Raw genomic sequence first — 18,573 nt, 5'->3', positions numbered from 1 at the left:
AATTAAAAATAAGATGAGCCAAAGAATCAGAATTAAATTAAAATCTTACGATTACAACTTGGTAGATAAATCTGCTGAGAAAATCGTAAAAACTGTTAAACCTACGGGTGCAGTGGTAAGTGGTCCGATTCCACTTCCTACAGAGAAAAAAATCTTTACTGTTTTACGTTCTCCACACGTAAACAAAAAAGCTAGAGAGCAATTCCAATTGTGCGCTTACAAACGTTTATTGGATATTTATAGCTCTAATTCTAAAACAGTTGATGCTTTAATGAAACTTGAATTACCTAGTGGTGTTGAAGTTGAAATCAAAGTTTAATTGATTTTAAAAGAACAGAAAAGGTCTCGATGCAAATCGAGGCCTTTTTTTATATATCCCAAATTCCAAAACAAAAGCTGAGCTGGCTGGTTGTATTGATATGACTAGTAAAGAAAAGGAACGAGAAGGATTACCTATTGAGGGGCAGGATTTTGCCGATCCTATAGCGGGATTGAAAGATAAGCCATCCTCGCATGGTGAAGTGGCTAATCAAAAAGATGGTGATTTTTCTGAACTGGAAGAAAGCAGAATGGAAAATCCACCAAAACATCGTGATGAAAATGGATCAACTAAAAACGATTTGGCTAGTAGTACACATATTGATCAAAGTAAAGGCATACAATAGCTGCAATTGACTGCAGGATGGGTAAGATGAGACGAAAAGACCAGTTGGTATACAATTAATGTCTGATTAAACTTTTTATTGTACCAATTGTTGTAATAATAGAAGTGTCCACAAAAAAAATGGCTATGGAAAGTAATGAAAATAAAAATGTCGATCCTAATGAGGAGATTAATCTCAATGAGGAAGATATAGAATGGGATAATGGAGAGGCTACTTATGGGCATAAACGCGCCGATTTTAGGCGTAAAGACGAACCAGAGGCATCGCATTTATTGAAAACAGAAAATGATCCCACACATGCCGTAAATGAAAATTTGAATAACTCGAACTTAAGTCAGGACGAAGATATTGGAAATAGGAACAAGAATAAGGAGAAAGGTTTGAAGGGAAAGGATTTATAATCTAGTTATAAAGAGACTATTCTTATAGAATAATCCCTTTATAAAATTTATGCATTTTCCGGTAGATGGAAATTAATTAGGATTCCACAACTGAAATGCGTTAATCAAGTAGCAAATGCCCTTAAATAGTTAGTCTCTGATTTTTTTTTAATCTTTGTCGCGAATCCTACAGCGCTGCAAATTTCAAGAACTTATAGTCAATTTACAAGGACTATGGTATTAATGTATTGATAAATGTCAATTATTTATGTCTTTTGTGTCAAATTAATTATTAATATAGATCACTTGTTTGCCGATAATCCTGTCTTATTTTTTCAGAATAATTTCTAATCTTATCTACATATCTCGGAACTTTTTCCTTAAAGTCGTCAATTAATGATTTTCCATCAGCTGCCCGCTTTTTGGTGGCATATTTAAAGCCATATACGGCTGCTGCCCCTAAAACAGCATATTTTAATAGTCTCATAATTGCCTGTTTATATTCCTGTATTTAATGCATGGTTTTCATCGGCCTCATTAATGCCGGTATTCGTTTTAAAATCTTCAGATGAACTTCCGGTGTGACTTGCTGCGCTCTTTATGGTCGGATTTTTATCAGTACTATTATATGCATCGTCACTAAGCGAATCTTTACCTTGCGTGCCAGAATTATCCAGGCCGTCTTTGGCTAAAGGATTTCCCTTAATCAATTCGCTCGGTTCTTTGCCATAACTGGTTACTATATTGGTGTTGTTACCTTCTTCGTAAGCTTTTTGTACATCAGATTTTTCTGATTGCTCATCACCTGATCCTACGTAACCTTCAATATGCTCTTCCTTGTTATATATGTTCGTTTTCATGGTATAATCTATTTAAATTAAACAGATGATGTTAGAAATAGTTTGAAGCACAATTTTAATGATAAAATTTACCTAAATTTTTATGCTTAACCATTTTCGCGTTTTGTTTAACTTGCGCCAAATTTTAAATACCAACGGGATAAATGGAGTGGAAATATTTACTTTCGAATAAGAGATACGGACAAGAGCAATATGGTGCCAGTACAGATCGGGCACGATCTGATTTTCAACGTGATTACGACCGGTTGATTTTTTCGTCTCCTTTTAGAAGATTGCAGAATAAAACCCAGGTTTTCCCATTGCCTGGAAGTGTTTTTGTCCATAACCGTTTAACACATAGTTTAGAGGTTGCCAGTGTAGCCCGCTCAATGGCAAATATTTTTTTAAAAAGTGTAGAAGAGCAACAACCACAACTGATTAAAGATGTTCCTTTAATTAACGAAGTAGGTAATATTGTAGCTGCCGCTGCGTTGGCACACGATTTAGGAAACCCGGCTTTTGGGCATTCAGGTGAAGCAGCTATTTCACGCTATTTTACCGATGGTGATGGGAAAGTTTATCAGAAAGAAATGAACAAATCGCAATGGCAAGATTTAATTAATTTTGAAGGTAATGCAAATGCCATCCGGATTCTTACCCATCCTTTAAAAGGAAAAGGCAACGATGCCTATGCCTTAACTTATTCTACGCTGGCGTCGATTGCAAAATATCCCTGCGCCTCAATTGCAGGTAAACAAAAGGGTTTGCTGCACCGTAAAAAATACGGTTTCTTTCAGTCGGAAGAAGAAACTTTTCAAAAGATCGCCTCCGAACTTCATTTGGAGAAAGAAGACGGCGAATACCTCATTTATAAACGCCATCCTTTGGTTTATCTGGTAGAAGCTGCTGATGATATCTGTTACAGCATCATTGATTTGGAAGATGCACACCGCTTAAAGATACTTTCATACGAAGAAGTAAAGCGCTATTTATTGCCCTTTGCCAATTCTACCACCATAGAAGATCGCTTAAAGCACGATTATGAAGACGATGATGCCAAAATTGGTTTGCTTAGGGCCAAAGCGATTAATACCTTAACAAATCAATGTGCAGCCATATTTTTTAGAGAACAAGAAAAATTATTGAAAGGAGAGCTTAATCAAAGTTTAACCGATTTACTGCCCGAACCCTATATCTCAGCCTGGAAAGCCGTAGAAAAAATCTCAGTGGAGCGTATCTACAATTTCTCGTCGGTTATACAGAAAGAGGTAGCTGGTTACAAAATTATGGCCGGTTTATTAGAAGAGTTTGTTCCTGCACTTATTCATAACAATACACACTATTACAAGAAACTGGTTAAGCTTATTCCTAAACAGTACCATACCGATTTAACCGATATTTATTCTATTATACAGAGTGTATTGGATTTTGTTTCGGGCATGACAGACCTTTATGCTGTAGATTTGTACCGGAATATTAAGGGAATATCTTTTCCTTCAGAAACCTAAAACTGTAGTTTTTAGTTAAAAACAAACCCGCTCACACTTCTGCTAATTGAAGGGATTGGCATTTCGCCTTGAGTTTATGTGGTGAAATGTTGCTGCTATGAGTGAAATAAACCCGACAGTAGCGAAAATCCTTTTTGTTGCTCCTTTGATAAACTCAGGAAGACAGGCACAAAAAGATTGTAGCGAATGACGGGGCTGGTGGAACCGAAGTACCACAAGCCCTGCTTTACTTAAAAATAACTGGATTTAATTTATTTTTTAAATGTTCGGTTTAGGTTATCTCCCCCGACCATCATCCCATTTATTACGTTCATCCTGCAGCTCACGTGCAAGTTTCATTTCTTTGTCTTTTGCCTTTACTTTGTGTGCCTGAAATTCATCGGCCACTTCCTGGTAAAGTTCTGTACGGTACTTGGCCTCGTGCCTTAATTTGCCAGATTGGAAAATAATAAAAGCTAAACCAATAGCCAGTACAATAATTATCGACCATACAATGGTGTTGTATGTTCCTTTATCAAAGGCAATACCTAAAAATTTAATTTCATTAACTGAAGCAGTAGCATTGGCCAGCGAGCTTTCTTTTCCGGTTACTTCGCCTTTTAAACTCAAAATATTACCAGCCTGTGCTTTAATTTCCTGCCTCGCTTCCTGTAATTGCTTGCGTTCCTTTCTTAGCGTATCGTTAACACTTTTCCATAAAGATGATAATCGGTTTGGGTTAATCAGCCTTGCGCCGTTGAAGCTTTTAGATTTCTTTAACATGAATTGATACTGGCCATTTAGAGACGGATCAGTATTTTTTGTAGTATCAGGCAAAGTTTGCCCAAACGCAACGTTCAAAAATAGCATAGCGCCTAAAAACAATAGGGTGTGTTTAATTTTCTGCATAGTTTAAATATAGGTGTTAGAATGTAAAACTACATTTTTATCTATTTCCCGATTAGTAAATTTGTTTAAGGTTTTGGCAAATCGATAAAATTGTTTCGGTTTAACATTCTAAATAACAATTTTATCTAAGTTTTATTATAAATTTATTTGCGATAGGTTACATTTGTTTCATGCAAATAGGAATTATTGGTTTAGGAGATATGGGCAAATTGTATGCACTATCTTTTGTAAACGCTGGTTATAAGGTATGTGGGGCAGATATGCCCTTACGTTTTACAGATTTAAAAAATGAGCTGGAACCTAAAGGAATCGAAGTCTTAATCGATGGTCATGAGGTTGCCCGTAAATCAGACTTTATTATCTATTGTGTTGAAGCCGAAAAAATTGATGAAGTGGTGGCTACTTTTGCACGCTCTACTAAATACGGTGCAATAGTTGCCGGGCAAACCTCGGTTAAACATCCTGAAATTGCTGCTTTCGAAAAACACCTCCCGGAGGATACCCAGATTGTAACCTGCCATTCTTTACATGGTCCGGCATTTAGTCCGGAGGGACAAACGCTGGTGGTGGTGCGTCACCGTGCTACCGATGGTGTATATGCCAAAGCTTTAGAAATTTATAAATCTTTAAAATCGAACATTATTGAAATGGACGATTACAGAGAGCATGACCGTATTGTGGCCGATACGCAGGCGGTAACGCACATGGGTTTTGAAAGCATGGGTTCTGCTTGGAAAAATGCAGGTTTCTTCCCCTGGGATAATCCTGCTTACGCGGGTGGAATCGATAATGTGAAAATTTTGACTACACTGCGGATTTTTAGTTACAAATCGCACATTTATGCCGGTTTGGCCATTTTAAATCCTTATGCACAGAAACAGGTAAAATATTATGCCCAGGCAGAATCTGAACTGTTTAAGCTGATGATCTGCGAAAATGAGGCGGTGTTTAGAGAAAAGATCTATGCTGCACGTGATTTTGTTTTTCATGAGAGCCGTGCGCTTTTACTGTTGGATGATAACATCATGAAAGAATTCAGCCTATCAGACGCCAGCCATAAACAGAAACCAAATTCGCATTTAAGTTTGCTGAGTATGGTATATGCCTGGTATAAAATGGGCGTAAACCCTTACGATAACCTGATCTGCCAAACGCCACCTTTTAAATTGAGGTTGGGTATTGCTGAATATCTTTTCAAAAACGAAGCGATGTTAGAAGAGTCGATTAATACTGCTTTGTATGATAAATCTATCCGTGGAGATGATTTAGAATTTCATACTGCTGTGCACGAATGGGCTTCTATTATCGGATATGGGGATTTAAAAGGTTATAAAGAACATTTCGAAGCTGCCAAATCATTTTTCGCCAATAGGCTGAATGATGGGAGGGATTTGAGTGCGGAGATGATTAAGCGGTTAGGAAAATAGATTAACATAAATTCAGGGTGACGGTTATTTTATCTCAAAATTCTATTTTATCCCCTTTATATATAGACTTTATTTTATTCCCTAAATTCTTCGTTTAGCCAAAAAGAGTGCAGTATATTTGCCCGCATGTCGGTATTGCTGTTTACCATTATCGTTTTATTAGGTGCTTTTTTAGCCGGATTATTGGGCTCGCTCACTGGTTTGGGTGGAGGGGTAATTATTATTCCATTACTTACGCTGGCTTTAGGGGTTGATATCCACTATGCCATAGGGGCATCTATTGTTTCTGTTATTGCTACTTCTTCTGGTTCTGCAGCAGCATACGTGAAAGAAGGCATTACTAATATCCGCATTGGGATGTTCCTGGAAATCGCTACTACAATAGGAGCGGTGTGTGGTGCTGTTATAGCTGTTTATCTAAATGCCAACTATATTGCTATTCTGTTTGGCTGTATTTTAATCTTTTCGGCCATCATGACTTTAAAGAAAAAGGTAGATCATACGACTTTGGATAATACCGATAAATGGGCCAATTTTTTTAAGCTGAACGGATCTTATCCTGATAAAGGTGTAGATCATCCATATGCGGTGAAACACGTGCCGGGTGGCTTCTTGATGATGTTATTTGCCGGAACACTGTCTGGATTGCTGGGCATTGGGAGTGGAGCACTAAAGGTAATTGCGATGGATAATATTATGCGTTTGCCCTTTAAGGTATCAACCACAACCAGTAATTTTATGATGGGTGTTACGGCAGCGGCCAGTGCAGTGGTTTATTTGCACCGTGGGCAGATCGATCCTGGCATTGCCATGCCGGTTTGTATTGGTGTTTTAACAGGTGCAACAGTTGGCTCGAAAATTTTGTTAAGAGCCAAAACCGATAAACTTAAAATTGTATTTGCTATTGTAGTTGCTTTTTTGGCACTACAGATGATATATAAAGGAGTAAGTGGATTATAATGGATACAACAGGAAAAGAAAACCTAAACGATAAGGATATCCAGGTAATTCTGGGCACACTGCTGCGTGCGGGGGTAGTTATTTCGATGAGTATTGTATTATTAGGAGGTGTCATTTTCCTGATCCATAATAATGGCGCCATTACCGACTATAAAGTTTTTAAACCTGAGCTGAGCAAGTTTTCTTCCATAGTGGCTATATTTAAGGGAGTATTAAGCTTTCAGGGCGATGCAATTGTACAGTTTGGAATCCTGATGCTTATTTTTACCCCAATTGCCCGTATTGTTTTCGCTATTTTTAGCTTTTTAATCGAACGCGATTACCTGTATGTACTGATCGGATTTATCATTTTGGCCATTATAACCATCAGTTTAAATGGCGGATTGGCACATTAACATCTCTTTTCTAGTTAAATCCCATCATATCAGCAATTTATTTGAAAAAATATTTTGCTAACTATTTGAAAATTAATAATTCTTGTCTATCTTTGCCGTCCCTTTCGGGGGATGTACAACCACCTTGAACGAAGCCCTACTGCTTCGATGGGTGTTAAAAAGAAAAGATAAAATGTCAGGAATTATTGGAAAAAAAGTAGGAATGACCAGTATCTTTGATGCCGAAGGAAGAAACATTCCTTGTACGGTAATCGAGGCTGGGCCTTGTGTAGTTACACAAGTAAAGACCGAAGAAAAAGACGGGTATTCATCAATCCAATTGGGTTACGATGAGAAAAAAGAGAAAAACACAACTCAACCGTTAAAAGGCCATTTCGCGAAAGCAAACACAACTCCGAAACGCAAGCTGGTAGAATTCGATTCGTTTACAACTTCACTTAATTTAGGTGATGTAGTAACCGTTGACGCATTCGCAGAAGGCGATTTTGTTGATGTTGTAGGTACCTCAAAAGGTAAAGGTTTTCAAGGTGTTGTAAAACGCCACGGATTTGCCGGTGTTGGTATGCAGACTCACGGTCAGCATAACCGTTTACGTGCCCCAGGTTCATTGGGAGCATCATCATTCCCTTCACGTGTATTCAAAGGAATGCGCATGGCTGGAAGAACAGGTGGAGACAGGGTAAAAATTCAGAACTTACAGGTTTTGAAAGTTTATGCTGAGCAAAACTTATTAGTAGTTAGTGGTTCCATTCCAGGAGCTAAAGGTTCTTACGTAATCTTAGACAAATAATCAGATGGAAGTTAAAGTATTAAACATTTCAGGTAAAGAAACAGGTGCCAAGGTGCAACTTCCTGAATCGGTATTTGGTATCGAGCCTAACGACCACGCGATTTATTTAGATGTTAAACAGTATTTGGCTAACCAACGTCAAGGTACTCACAAATCTAAACAACGTAATGAGATTGCTGGTTCAACTCGCAAACTATACAAACAAAAAGGTACAGGTGGTGCCCGTGCTGGTAGCATTAAATCTCCGTTATTTAACGGTGGTGGTCGTGTTTTCGGTCCTCAGCCACGTGATTACAGTTTTAAATTGAACAAGAAATTAAAATCATTAGCACGTAAATCGGCTTTAGCTTATAAAGCAAAAGATAACAACGTGGTAGTTTTAGAAGATTTCAACTTCGATACAATTAAAACTAAAAACTATACAAGTTTATTGGCTGCTTTAAAAGTAGATACTCAAAAAACTTTATTGGTTTTACCTGCACAAAATAATAATATCTATTTATCAAGCAGAAACGTTCAGAAAACTAAAGTAATCTCGGCAGCAGATTTAAATACTTATGATGTATTAAACGCTGGTGTACTTGTGTTAACTGCTGATTCTGTTAAAACTTTGGAGGAGGCGTTTGCCAAATAATATGGAAATTTTAAAAAAACCAATATTAACCGAAAAAGCTTCAGCTTTAACTGAGAAATCTAACCGTTTCACGTTTAGCGTTAACCACAAGGCTAACAAAATCCAGATCAAAGCAGCTATTGAGAAATTGTACGGTGTAACCATCGTTGCAGTTAACACTATGGTTGTTGATGGAAAAGCTAAATCTCGTTACACTAAAGCAGGTTTTGTATCAGGCCGTAGCCCGAAATACAAAAAAGCAATCGTAACGTTAAAAGACGGCGAAACAATAGATTATTACGCAACCCTTTAATTTAATAATTCATTATAACTATGGGCTTAAGAAAATTTAAACCAGTTACTCCAGGTACCCGCTTCAGAGTTGGTGCTAGTTTTACGGAGATTACAGCAACCAAGCCCGAAAAATCATTGGTTGTATCATCAAAAAAGTCTGGTGGACGTAACAACACAGGAAAAATGACTATGCGCTACATGGGCGGTGGTCACAAAAAATCATATCGTTTAATCGACTTCAAACGCGATAAATTCGATATTCCTGCAACAGTAGCTACTGTTGAATACGATCCAAACCGTACTGCCCGCATCGCATTATTACATTATGCAGATGGCGAGAAGCGTTATATCATCGCTCCTGAAGGATTGCAAGTTGGTTCGGTATTATTATCGGGCGACAAAGCAACACCAGAAGTAGGTAACACTTTAAAATTATCGAACATTCCATTAGGTTCTATCATCCACAACGTGGAGATTCACCCTGGAAAAGGAGCACAATTAGCTCGTAGTGCAGGTGCTTACGCACAATTAGCTGCCCGCGATGGTAAATATGCTACTTTAAAAATGCCTTCAGGCGAAACCCGTTTAATCTTGACTACTTGTCTTGCTACTATCGGTGCTGTATCTAACTCAGATCACGCAAACGAAGTATTAGGTAAAGCAGGTCGTAAACGTTGGTTGGGCCGTCGTCCGAGAACTAGACCGGTAGCGATGAACCCAGTAGATCACCCAATGGGTGGTGGTGAAGGTAGATCATCAGGTGGTCACCCACGTTCAAGAAATGGCGTTTTAGCTAAAGGCTACAAAACCAGAGAACTTAAAAAATATTCTAATCGTTACATCATAGAGAGAAGGAAGAAATAATGGCTCGTTCGATAAAAAAAGGACCTTATATTGACCATAACGTAGAGAAAAAAGTAAACTCTATGAATGATTCAGGCAAAAAGTCTGTAATCAAAACTTGGTCTCGCAGATCAATGATATCACCAGATTTCGTGAATCATACATTTGCTGTACACAACGGAAATAAATTTATCCCTGTGTACGTTACAGAAAACATGGTTGGTCACAAGTTGGGAGAATTTGCTCCAACCAGAACATTCAGAGGACACGCTGAAAAGAAAAAATAATTAGACAATGGAAGCAATAGCAAAATTAAACAATTGTCCAACCTCACCGCGTAAGATGCGTTTGGTTGTAGATCTTATCAGAGGTGAACGTGTAGAAAAAGCATTAAGCATTTTAAAGTTTACCAATAAAGAAGCAGCAATAAGAGTTGAGAAATTATTATTATCTGCTATCAAAAACTGGGAATCTAAAAATGAAGGTGCCCGCCCTGAAGAAAACCAACTTTTTGTAAAAACAGTTATGGTTGATGGTGGCCGTCAGTTAAAACGCTTACGTCCAGCTCCTCAAGGCCGTGGATATAGAATTCGTAAACGTTCTAACCACGTAACGCTGATTGTAGATAGTAAAAACACAGAAACTCAAAACTAATTAGGAAATGGGACAAAAAGCAAATCCAATAGGTGCCAGGTTAGGAATTATCAAAGGATGGGATTCTAACTGGTTCGGTGGCAACAACTACTCCGATAAATTAGTTGAAGATGAGAAAATAAGAAAATACCTTTCTGCCCGTATCGCAAAAGGCGGTGTTGCAAAAGTGGTTATTGAGCGTACTTTAAAACGTATCACAGTAACTATCCACACAGCTCGTCCAGGTATCGTAATCGGTAAAGCAGGTGCTGAGGTTGATAAAATCAAAGAAGAGTTAAAGAAATTGACTAAAAAGGAAATTCAAATTAACATCTTCGAAATTAAACGCCCAGAACTTGATGCACAATTAGTTGCAGAAGGTGTTGCAAAACAATTAGAAGCAAGGATCTCATTCCGTAGAGCAATGAAATCTTCTATCGCATCAACCATGCGTATGGGTGCTGAAGGTATCAAAATCATGACTTCTGGTCGTTTAGGTGGTGCTGAGATGGCACGTACCGAGCAGTACAAAGAAGGAAGAGTGCCTTTGCATACATTCCGTGCTGATATCGACTACGCTTTAGCTGAAGCCTTAACTACTTATGGTAAAATAGGTGTTAAAGTTTGGATCTGTAAAGGTGAGGTTTATGGAAAACGTGATTTGTCTCCAAACATTGGTGCAGCAAACAACGGTCCAAAAGGCCAGTCAGATAAACCAGCTTTCGGTGGAAGAGATAACCGTGGTGGTGGAAGAGATAACCGTGGCGGTGGTAACGACAGACGTGGTGGAAACCAAGGCGGTGGTCGTGGTCCAGGCCAAGGAGGTGCAAACAGAGGTGGTGGCGCAGGCGCTAACAGAGGTCCTCGTAAATAATTGATTTATTAACATCGTTTAACGATTAGAACAAAATAAAATGTTACAGCCAAAAAGAACGAAGTTCAGGAAGATGCAAAAAGGCAGAATGAAGGGTTTAGCTTCTCGTGGAGCTGAGTTAGCATTCGGATCTTTCGGTATCAAATCTCTAGAAGCTACTTGGATCACAAGTCGTCAGATAGAGGCTGCCCGTATTGCCGTAACTCGTTTCATGAAACGTGAAGGCCAAGTATGGATCAGGATCTTCCCGGACAAACCGGTAACTAAAAAACCTGCTGAGGTACGTATGGGTAAAGGTAAAGGTGCTCCTGAATATTGGGTAGCAGTTGTAAGACCAGGACGCGTAATTTTCGAAGCTGAAGGTGTGCCTTTAGAAGTTGCTAAAGAAGCATTGCGTTTAGCAGCTCAGAAATTACCGATCCAAACCAAATTCGTAGTACGTAGAGATTACGTAGAAGCATAGTAAAGTGTTGAGGTGAATGTTGTAAATACTTGTTTTATTATAACCGCTACACTCAACGTAAAAGAAAAAGAAAAATGAAAAATTCAGAAATCACAGGGCTTTCAAAAGAAGAATTAGTAGCTAAGATTGCGGAAGAAAAAGAGAACTTATCAAAATTGAAGTTCGCTCACACTATTTCAGCTATCGAAAATCCTTCACGCATTGCAAAAGTAAGGAAAGACATAGCCCGTTTAAACACTGCGTTGACTAAAGTGAAAAACACTGAGTCAGCTACTGAAACTAAATAATTTGAGAGTCGACATGGAAAGACAATTAAGAAAAACAAGAACCGGGTTAGTGGTAAGCAACAAGATGGATAAATCTGTTGTAGTGAGCGTGGAGCGTAAAGTAAAACACCCGATTTATGGTAAGTTCGTAAAGAAAACTACCAAATTTATGGCTCACGACGAGAAAAACGAATGCGGTATCGGTGATACAGTATTGATTATGGAAACTCGTCCTTTGAGTAAAAACAAGAACTGGAGATTGGTACAAATTTTAGAAAGAGCTAAATAAGATGGTACAACAGGAATCGAGATTAAACGTTGCTGATAACAGCGGCGCAAAAGAAGTATTAGTAATTCGCGTGCTAGGTGGAACCGGCAAACGTTATGCTTCAATTGGTGATAAAGTAGTTGTTACCGTAAAAAGCGCGTTACCTTCAGGTAACATTAAAAAAGGTACAGTTTCTAAAGCAGTTGTTGTAAGAACTAAAAAAGAAATCCGTCGTAAAGATGGTTCTTATATCCGTTTTGACGATAATGCTGCTGTATTATTGAACGCACAGGATGAGCCAAGAGGTACACGTATCTTTGGCCCGGTTGCGAGAGAACTACGTGAAAAACAATTCATGAAAATTGTATCATTAGCACCGGAGGTATTATAAAATGGGAAACAAAGTAAATACACCATCAAAACTTAAAATCCGCACAGGAGATTTAGTTAAAGTCATTGCTGGCGATTCAAAAGGTCAACAAGGAAAAGTACTTTCAGTACTTACAGATAAAAACAGAGCCATTGTGGAAGGCATTAACTTAGTATCTAAACATACTAAACCAAATGCTGCTAATCCAAACGGTGGTATTATTAAAAAAGAAGCTGCTCTTCACATTTCTAACTTGATGTTGGTTGATCCAAAATCTGGTAAAGCTACCCGCGTAGGTCGTAAACTTAACGCAGATGGTAAATTAGTTAGAGTTGCTAAAATTTCAGGAGAGGAGATTAAATAATGGCTACACCTAGATTAAAAAGCAAATACAAAGAAGAAGTTGTAAATGCACTAAAAGAAAAATTTCAGTACAAAACTGTAATGCAGGTTCCTAAATTGGAAAAAATCTGTATCAATCAGGGTGTTGGTCGTTTTTCTGTTACTGATAAGAAAATTATGGATACCACTATCGTTGAGTTGACTACTATTACTGGTCAGCAGGCGGTTCCGGCTAATTCAAAGAAAGATATCTCTAACTTTAAATTACGTAAAGGTATGCCAGTAGGTGTACGTGTTACATTACGCGATAACAACATGTACGAGTTCTTAGATCGTTTGATCTCTGTAGCTTTGCCTCGTATCCGCGATTTCAAAGGTATTAATGATAAAGGATTTGATGGAAAAGGTAACTATACATTAGGTGTTACTGAGCAAATCATCTTCCCTGAGATTAATATCGATAAAATCAATAAAATTTTAGGTATGGATATAACTTTCGTAACTTCGGCAAAATCTGACGTTGAGGCTCTTGAGTTATTGAAACAATTCGGATTACCATTTAAAAATCAAAAAACAGCAGAATAATGGCAAAAGAAGGTGTAAAAGCACGCGAAGTTAAGCGCCAAAAATTGGTAGCTAGATACGCTGAAAAACGTGCAGTATTAAAAGCTGCAGGAGATTTCGAGGGTTTAGATAAATTACCTAAAAACTCATCTCCGGTACGTTTACACAACCGTTGTAAATTAACTGGTCGCCCTCGTGGATATATGCGTACCTTTGGTATTTCAAGGGTAACGTTCCGCCAGATGGCACTAGACGGTAAAATACCAGGTGTTAAAAAAGCATCTTGGTAATATCAAAGTATTAAGTACTAGAGTATCAAGTATCGAGACAAAATATGGTCTTGATACTTGATACTTATGTCTATATACTAAAAAAAGAATTTTAACCGGTAGCAGGTCCCACAGCTGGGTAGCAGAAGGAAACCACTATCAAAAACAATAAAAAATGAATACAGATCCAATAGCAGATTATTTAACAAGAGTAAGGAATGCCATTAAGGCCAATCACCGTGTTGTAGAAATTCCTGCATCAAACCTTAAAAAAGAAATTACTAAAGTTCTTTTTGACAAAGGTTACATCGCGAACTACAAGTTTGAAGATACTACAGTTCAAGGCACTATTAAAATTGCTTTGAAATACAATCCGATTACTAAAGTTCCTGCTATTCGTACATTAGTGCGAGTAAGTAAACCAGGTTTGAGAAACTATGCTGGTGTTGAAAATATGCCAAGAGTATTAAACGGTTTAGGTATCGCAATCTTATCTACTTCTAAAGGTGTAATGACCGATAAAGAAGCAGCCAAATTAAACATTGGTGGTGAGGTATTGTGTCACGTTTATTAATATTAGGAGAACAGCACAATGTCAAGAATAGGAAAAGCCCCAATTACAATCCCTGCAGGTGTTACAATTACCGTATCAAAAGATAACGTAGTAACTGTAAAAGGTCCTAAAGGTGAATTAACACAAGCAGTAGATTCAGATATCACTGTAAGTCAGGAAGACGGAATTTTAACAGTTCAACGTCCTTCAGAACAAAAGAAACACAAAGCATTACACGGTTTATATCGCTCATTGCTTAACAACATGGTTGTTGGTGTTACAGAAGGTTATAAATTAACTCAAGAATTAGTAGGTGTTGGTTACCGTGCTACAAACACAGGTAATACATTAGATTTAGTTTTAGGTTATTCTCACCACTACGTATTCCAATTACCAGAAGAGATTAAAGTAACTACACAATCAGAAAAAGGTCAAACACCTAAAATTATTTTAGAAAGTATTGACAAACAATTGATCGGTCAAGTAGCAGCGAAAATCCGTTCGTTACGTGCACCAGAGCCATATAAAGGTAAAGGTATCAAGTTTGTAGGTGAAGTGTTAAGAAGAAAAGCAGGTAAATCAGCATCTAAAAAATAGTAATCATGGCAGGTAAAAAATTATCAAGAAGAGATCGTATTAAAAAAGGGATCAGAAAAAGACTTACCGGTTCGGAAGAACGTCCAAGGTTATCTGTATATAGAAGCAATAAAGGGATTTATGCGCAGGTAATTAACGATGTAACCGGTAAAACAATAGCATCAGCATCATCATTATCGAAAGATTTTACTGGTACTGGAAATAAAAGCGATCAGTCGGTTGCGGTAGGCAAATTAGTTGCCGAAAAAGCAATTGCTGCAGGTGTTAAAGAAGTTGTTTTCGATAGAAATGGCTATTTATACCACGGTCGTGTAAAATCGTTGGCAGAGGGTGCCCGCGAAGCTGGTTTAGTATTTTAATCTGAAGAAAAAGTAAGATGTCAACTATTAATATAAAAAGAGTAAAAACCACCGATATCGAATTAAAGGATCGTTTGGTTAGTATACAACGCGTTGCCAAAGTAACCAAAGGTGGCCGTACTTTCAGCTTCTCAGCAATTGTTGTTGTAGGTGATGAAAACGGTGTTGTTGGTTTCGGTTTAGGTAAAGCGAAAGAGGTAACTGAAGCCATCGCTAAAGGTGTGGATGATGCTAAAAAGAACTTGGTAAAAGTTCCAATTTTAAACGGTACTGTTCCTCACGAGCAAATCGGTAAATTCTCAGGTGGTTTTGTTTTAATCAAACCAGCTGCAGTAGGTACAGGAGTAATTGCTGGTGGTGCGATGCGTGCTGTATTAGAGAGTGCTGGCGTGCATAACGTATTAGCAAAATCTAAAGGATCATCTAACCCACACAACGTGGTAAAAGCAACTGTTGATGCATTAACTAAAATGCGTGATGCTTATGCAGTGGCTCAAACCCGTGGTATAGATTTAAACAAAGTATTTAACGGATAATATCATGGCTAAGATCAAAATAACACAAGTAAAAAGCGTTATCGACAGAAGCGAGCGCCAAAAAAGAACCGTTCAGGCTTTGGGTTTATCTAAAATGAACCAAAGTGTTGAGGTTGAAGCTACTCCACAAATTATCGGTATGGTTCGCAAAGTGAATCATTTGGTAGCAATCGAAGCAATCTAGTAAAAGTTTTAAAGGTAGTATGGGTAAAAGCCGGTACTACCTTTATATATGTTTAATCGTTGTACCTGTTTAGTGAAAGCGAAGGGCAACACAAATTCAAAAAAATGAATTTAAGTAATTTAAAACCTGCAGTAGGTTCTACAAAAAATAGCAAAAGAATTGGTCGTGGTACAGGTTCTGGTCGTGGCGGTACTTCAACCCGTGGTCACAAAGGTGCGGGTTCTCGTTCAGGTCACAAAACCAAAATCGGTTTTGAAGGTGGTCAAATGCCTTTACAACGTCGTGTGCCTAAAGTTGGTTTCAAACCAATTAACCGTACAGAATATGTTGGTGTAAACTTAGATGTTTTACAAGCTTTAGCTGAAAAACACAGCTTAACAACTATCGATTTCGCTGCTTTACAAGCACATGGTTTAGCTTCTAAAAACGACTTAGTTAAAATTTTAGGTCGTGGTGAAGTTAAAGCAAAGCTAGAAATTACAGCACATGCGTTCTCTGCAACCGCACAAAAAGCTATTGAAGCTGCAGGTGGTTCTATTGTAAAATTGTAATTATTAAATGAAGAAGCTATTTACTACTTTAAGTAATATCTGGAAAATTCAGGAATTAAAAGAGCGTATATTGTTTACGCTCTTAATTCTTTTGGTATACCGTTTCGTATCTCACGTGGTTTTACCAGGTGTGGATCCAACTGCTTTAGGCAATAACGAAAAATCAGGAATCTTAGGCTTACTAGATATGTTTGCCGGAGGTTCTTTCTCTCGTGTGTCTATTTTAGCGTTGGGGGTAATGCCTTATATCTCTGCATCGATTGTGGTGCAACTATTGGGTATTGCTGTTCCTTCTTTCCAAAAAATGCAGAAAGAGGGCGAAAGTGGTAGAAAAAAAATGAACCAGATTACCCGTTACCTAACGGTAGCGATCACAATCGTTCAATCTGTTGGTTACGTTAAAACGCAGGTTCCGGCAGAAGCTATTTTATTACCAAACACTTTATTTTTAGTATTATCTACGTTTGTATTAACGGCAGGTACATTATTTGTAATGTGGTTAGGTGAAAAAATTACGGATAAAGGTATTGGTAACGGTACATCACTAATCATCATGGTTGGTATTATTGCCCGTTTACCAGTTGCAATTTCTCAAGAGTTTAGCGCCCGTGTAGGTTCTGCCAGTGAAGGTGGAGGCCCGGTTGCTTTGGTTTTAGAGATCGTTGCATTATTTGCTGTGGTAATGTTTACCATTTTAATTGTTCAAGGTGTACGTAAAGTGCCTGTACAATACGCTAAAAAAATTGTTGGTAACCGTCAGTTTGGTGGTGTTCGCCAGTACATTCCTTTAAAGGTTAATGCTGCTGGTGTTATGCCGATTATTTTTGCTCAGGCGTTAATGTTTATTCCAGGTGCTTTAATGCAGTTTGTTCCTTCATTACAAGGTTCTTGGTTAATCCAGTTCAGCAATACAACTTCGTTGGCTTATAGCTTAACATTCGCATTTTTAATTATCGCATTTACTTTCTTCTATACTGCAATTACAGTTAATCCAACTCAAATGAGCGACGATATGAAGAAAAACGGTGGTTTTATCCCAGGTATTAAGCCGGGTTTTGCAACATCAACTTTTATTGATGATGTAATCTCTAAAATCACTTTCCCAGGTGCAGTATTTTTAGCGATCATTGCTATTTTACCTTCATTAGCTGTTAAGTTTGGTATTAAACAAGAGTTTGCGCACTTCTTCGGTGGTACTTCTTTATTGATTTTAGTTGGTGTTGTATTGGATACTTTGCAACAGATCGAAAGTTATTTATTGATGCGCCATTATGATGGTTTGATGAAAACGGGTAGAGTTACTGGCAGAACAGGTGTTCCTGCTGCAAGTAGCAATGCAGCGTTGTAGTGTAACGGATGTCTAAAATTTATTACAAATCTCTAGAGGAGATCGAGTTAATAAGAGAAAGTTCCATGCTTGTTTCTAAAACTTTAGCCGAAGTGGCCAAGGTGATAAAAGCAGGCATGACTACTATTCAGTTAGATAAACTAGCCTATGAGTTTATAAGTGATCACGGAGCGATACCGGCATTTTTAAACTATAATGGTTTCCCTAATTCTTTATGTATTTCGCCAAATGAGCAAGTTGTTCACGGTTTTCCAAGCGAGTACGTAATCCAGGAGGGGGATCTGATTTCAGTTGATTGTGGCGTGATTAAAAACAATTATTTCGGCGATTCGGCCTACACTTTCTCTATCGGGGAAATAGATGCAGAAAAACAGAAATTGGTTGAGGCTACTAAACGTTGCCTGGAATTGGGTATAGAAAAAGCTGTTGTTGGTATGCGTATTGGAGATATCGGTTTTGCTGTTCAGCAATATGCAGAAGCTAATGGATTTGGCGTAGTAAGAGAGCTCGTAGGACATGGTGTTGGTATAAAACTTCACGAGAAACCGGAAGTTCCGAATTATGGGAAGCGTGGCGCAGGACCAAAACTTGAAGAAGGAATGGTAATTGCGATAGAACCCATGATCAATGCAGGCGTAGCCGGTGTTAAATTCCATAACGATGGATGGACGGTAACGAGTAAAGACAATAAACCATCGGCACATTTTGAACACACAGTAGCCGTAAAAAAGGGCAAAGCAGATGTTTTATCAACGTTTTCTATAATAGAAGAAGTTTTACAACAAAAAAAATAA

General features: G+C 38.0%; 32 protein-coding genes. 29 read left to right on the top strand and 3 right to left on the bottom strand.

The genetic code is table 11. The features are described 5' to 3' along the window. Positions 1 to 13: 13 nt before the first annotated feature. The 3 genes from rpsJ (at position 14) to FHT21_RS22800 (ending at position 1,066) form a co-directional block, all read left to right on the top strand. Positions 14 to 319 (top strand): 30S ribosomal protein S10, encoded by a 306-nt coding sequence (rpsJ, locus tag FHT21_RS22810; protein WP_008244591.1) that lies wholly within the window; start codon positions 14 to 16, stop codon positions 317 to 319. Between the two features lie 100 nt (positions 320 to 419). Next, positions 420 to 665 (top strand): hypothetical protein, encoded by a 246-nt coding sequence (locus tag FHT21_RS22805; RefSeq protein WP_167297015.1) that lies wholly within the window; start codon positions 420 to 422, stop codon positions 663 to 665. A gap of 125 nt (positions 666 to 790) precedes the next feature. Continuing rightward, the gene (locus FHT21_RS22800) at positions 791 to 1,066 is read left to right on the top strand and encodes a hypothetical protein (RefSeq protein ID WP_167297014.1); all 276 of its coding nucleotides are present in this window, start codon (positions 791 to 793) and stop codon (positions 1,064 to 1,066) included. Positions 1,067 to 1,337: 271 nt separating this feature from the next. On the opposite strand, the gene FHT21_RS22795 is transcribed toward FHT21_RS22800, so the two are convergent. Both FHT21_RS22795 and FHT21_RS22790 read right to left on the bottom strand, forming a co-directional pair. Beyond that, the gene (locus FHT21_RS22795) at positions 1,338 to 1,532 is read right to left on the bottom strand and encodes a YtxH domain-containing protein (protein WP_167297013.1); all 195 of its coding nucleotides are present in this window, start codon (positions 1,530 to 1,532) and stop codon (positions 1,338 to 1,340) included. A gap of 10 nt (positions 1,533 to 1,542) precedes the next feature. Continuing rightward, positions 1,543 to 1,905, bottom strand: coding sequence for a hypothetical protein (locus FHT21_RS22790; protein ID WP_167297012.1), 363 nt, complete (start codon positions 1,903 to 1,905; stop codon positions 1,543 to 1,545). Positions 1,906 to 2,048: 143 nt separating this feature from the next. On the opposite strand from FHT21_RS22790, the gene FHT21_RS22785 reads away from it, so the two are divergent. Next, positions 2,049 to 3,392 carry a deoxyguanosinetriphosphate triphosphohydrolase gene (locus tag FHT21_RS22785; protein ID WP_167297011.1) on the top strand — a complete coding sequence of 448 codons (1,344 nt, stop codon included), beginning with the start codon at positions 2,049 to 2,051 and terminating at the stop codon, positions 3,390 to 3,392. Positions 3,393 to 3,668: 276 nt separating this feature from the next. On the opposite strand, the gene FHT21_RS22780 is transcribed toward FHT21_RS22785, so the two are convergent. Further along, a complete protein-coding gene (locus FHT21_RS22780) occupies positions 3,669 to 4,280 on the bottom strand; it encodes a hypothetical protein (protein WP_167297010.1) in 612 nt (203 codons plus the stop codon). A gap of 170 nt (positions 4,281 to 4,450) precedes the next feature. On the opposite strand from FHT21_RS22780, the gene FHT21_RS22775 reads away from it, so the two are divergent. From FHT21_RS22775 to map, 25 genes are all read left to right on the top strand, one after another. Further along, the gene (locus FHT21_RS22775; protein ID WP_167297009.1) at positions 4,451 to 5,707 is read left to right on the top strand and encodes a prephenate dehydrogenase; all 1,257 of its coding nucleotides are present in this window, start codon (positions 4,451 to 4,453) and stop codon (positions 5,705 to 5,707) included. A 126-nt stretch (positions 5,708 to 5,833) separates the two neighbouring features. Further along, positions 5,834 to 6,667 carry a sulfite exporter TauE/SafE family protein gene (locus FHT21_RS22770; protein WP_167297008.1) on the top strand — a complete coding sequence of 278 codons (834 nt, stop codon included), beginning with the start codon at positions 5,834 to 5,836 and terminating at the stop codon, positions 6,665 to 6,667. Further along, entirely contained in the window at positions 6,667 to 7,062 is a 396-nt protein-coding gene (locus FHT21_RS22765) for a DUF1634 domain-containing protein (RefSeq protein ID WP_167297007.1), read from the top strand. The genes FHT21_RS22770 and FHT21_RS22765 overlap by 1 nt, the downstream gene beginning before the upstream one ends. Before the next feature lie 172 nt (positions 7,063 to 7,234). After that, positions 7,235 to 7,852 (top strand): 50S ribosomal protein L3, encoded by a 618-nt coding sequence (rplC, locus tag FHT21_RS22760; protein ID WP_057932251.1) that lies wholly within the window; start codon positions 7,235 to 7,237, stop codon positions 7,850 to 7,852. Positions 7,853 to 7,856: 4 nt separating this feature from the next. Then, complete coding sequence (gene rplD, locus FHT21_RS22755; protein WP_167297006.1) at positions 7,857 to 8,486, top strand: 50S ribosomal protein L4; 630 nt, start codon at positions 7,857 to 7,859, stop codon at positions 8,484 to 8,486. A gap of 1 nt (position 8,487) precedes the next feature. Next, positions 8,488 to 8,778, top strand: coding sequence for a 50S ribosomal protein L23 (gene rplW / locus FHT21_RS22750; protein WP_025145221.1), 291 nt, complete (start codon positions 8,488 to 8,490; stop codon positions 8,776 to 8,778). A gap of 20 nt (positions 8,779 to 8,798) precedes the next feature. Beyond that, on the top strand, positions 8,799 to 9,623 hold the full coding sequence (gene rplB / locus FHT21_RS22745; protein ID WP_167297005.1) for a 50S ribosomal protein L2: 825 nt from the start codon (positions 8,799 to 8,801) through the stop codon (positions 9,621 to 9,623). Continuing rightward, a complete protein-coding gene (gene rpsS, locus FHT21_RS22740; protein ID WP_010599906.1) occupies positions 9,623 to 9,889 on the top strand; it encodes a 30S ribosomal protein S19 in 267 nt (88 codons plus the stop codon). The genes rplB and rpsS overlap by 1 nt, the downstream gene beginning before the upstream one ends. 7 nt (positions 9,890 to 9,896) lie before the next feature. Further along, positions 9,897 to 10,256: a 50S ribosomal protein L22 gene (gene rplV, locus FHT21_RS22735; RefSeq protein WP_167297004.1), complete on the top strand. Its 360-nt coding sequence runs from the start codon at positions 9,897 to 9,899 to the stop codon at positions 10,254 to 10,256. A gap of 7 nt (positions 10,257 to 10,263) precedes the next feature. Next, entirely contained in the window at positions 10,264 to 11,109 is an 846-nt protein-coding gene (rpsC, locus tag FHT21_RS22730) for a 30S ribosomal protein S3 (RefSeq protein WP_167297003.1), read from the top strand. A 40-nt stretch (positions 11,110 to 11,149) separates the two neighbouring features. Continuing rightward, positions 11,150 to 11,572, top strand: a complete 423-nt coding sequence (rplP, locus tag FHT21_RS22725) for a 50S ribosomal protein L16 (RefSeq protein ID WP_010599903.1) — start codon at positions 11,150 to 11,152, stop codon at positions 11,570 to 11,572. Positions 11,573 to 11,646: 74 nt separating this feature from the next. Continuing rightward, a complete protein-coding gene (rpmC, locus tag FHT21_RS22720; protein WP_029278652.1) occupies positions 11,647 to 11,859 on the top strand; it encodes a 50S ribosomal protein L29 in 213 nt (70 codons plus the stop codon). A 13-nt stretch (positions 11,860 to 11,872) separates the two neighbouring features. Then, positions 11,873 to 12,127, top strand: a complete 255-nt coding sequence (gene rpsQ / locus FHT21_RS22715) for a 30S ribosomal protein S17 (protein ID WP_010599901.1) — start codon at positions 11,873 to 11,875, stop codon at positions 12,125 to 12,127. 1 nt (position 12,128) lies between these two features. Continuing rightward, the gene (gene rplN, locus FHT21_RS22710) at positions 12,129 to 12,497 is read left to right on the top strand and encodes a 50S ribosomal protein L14 (protein WP_010599900.1); all 369 of its coding nucleotides are present in this window, start codon (positions 12,129 to 12,131) and stop codon (positions 12,495 to 12,497) included. Position 12,498: 1 nt separating this feature from the next. Next, positions 12,499 to 12,840 carry a 50S ribosomal protein L24 gene (gene rplX, locus FHT21_RS22705; RefSeq protein ID WP_167297002.1) on the top strand — a complete coding sequence of 114 codons (342 nt, stop codon included), beginning with the start codon at positions 12,499 to 12,501 and terminating at the stop codon, positions 12,838 to 12,840. After that, positions 12,837 to 13,403: a 50S ribosomal protein L5 gene (gene rplE, locus FHT21_RS22700; protein WP_086547740.1), complete on the top strand. Its 567-nt coding sequence runs from the start codon at positions 12,837 to 12,839 to the stop codon at positions 13,401 to 13,403. Before rplX ends, rplE begins: the two co-directional genes overlap by 4 nt. Further along, positions 13,403 to 13,672 carry a 30S ribosomal protein S14 gene (gene rpsN, locus FHT21_RS22695; RefSeq protein WP_025145214.1) on the top strand — a complete coding sequence of 90 codons (270 nt, stop codon included), beginning with the start codon at positions 13,403 to 13,405 and terminating at the stop codon, positions 13,670 to 13,672. Before rplE ends, rpsN begins: the two co-directional genes overlap by 1 nt. 154 nt (positions 13,673 to 13,826) lie before the next feature. Further along, the gene (rpsH, locus tag FHT21_RS22690; RefSeq protein ID WP_010599896.1) at positions 13,827 to 14,225 is read left to right on the top strand and encodes a 30S ribosomal protein S8; all 399 of its coding nucleotides are present in this window, start codon (positions 13,827 to 13,829) and stop codon (positions 14,223 to 14,225) included. Between the two features lie 18 nt (positions 14,226 to 14,243). After that, a complete protein-coding gene (rplF, locus tag FHT21_RS22685) occupies positions 14,244 to 14,801 on the top strand; it encodes a 50S ribosomal protein L6 (protein WP_167297001.1) in 558 nt (185 codons plus the stop codon). 5 nt (positions 14,802 to 14,806) lie between these two features. Continuing rightward, complete coding sequence (gene rplR, locus FHT21_RS22680) at positions 14,807 to 15,160, top strand: 50S ribosomal protein L18 (protein WP_029278655.1); 354 nt, start codon at positions 14,807 to 14,809, stop codon at positions 15,158 to 15,160. Positions 15,161 to 15,177: 17 nt separating this feature from the next. Then, complete coding sequence (rpsE, locus tag FHT21_RS22675) at positions 15,178 to 15,696, top strand: 30S ribosomal protein S5 (protein WP_167297000.1); 519 nt, start codon at positions 15,178 to 15,180, stop codon at positions 15,694 to 15,696. Between the two features lie 4 nt (positions 15,697 to 15,700). Then, complete coding sequence (gene rpmD / locus FHT21_RS22670; RefSeq protein ID WP_010599892.1) at positions 15,701 to 15,880, top strand: 50S ribosomal protein L30; 180 nt, start codon at positions 15,701 to 15,703, stop codon at positions 15,878 to 15,880. 104 nt (positions 15,881 to 15,984) lie between these two features. Continuing rightward, positions 15,985 to 16,431, top strand: a complete 447-nt coding sequence (rplO, locus tag FHT21_RS22665; RefSeq protein WP_025145210.1) for a 50S ribosomal protein L15 — start codon at positions 15,985 to 15,987, stop codon at positions 16,429 to 16,431. Between the two features lie 7 nt (positions 16,432 to 16,438). Next, positions 16,439 to 17,779, top strand: coding sequence for a preprotein translocase subunit SecY (gene secY / locus FHT21_RS22660; RefSeq protein WP_167296999.1), 1,341 nt, complete (start codon positions 16,439 to 16,441; stop codon positions 17,777 to 17,779). 8 nt (positions 17,780 to 17,787) lie between these two features. Next, positions 17,788 to 18,573: a type I methionyl aminopeptidase gene (gene map, locus FHT21_RS22655; protein ID WP_167296998.1), complete on the top strand. Its 786-nt coding sequence runs from the start codon at positions 17,788 to 17,790 to the stop codon at positions 18,571 to 18,573.

The organism is Pedobacter sp. SG908 (assembly GCF_011759615.1).
Lineage (GTDB): Bacteria > Bacteroidota > Bacteroidia > Sphingobacteriales > Sphingobacteriaceae > Pedobacter > Pedobacter riviphilus.
This window is presented reverse-complemented; position numbering and strand designations above follow the sequence as displayed.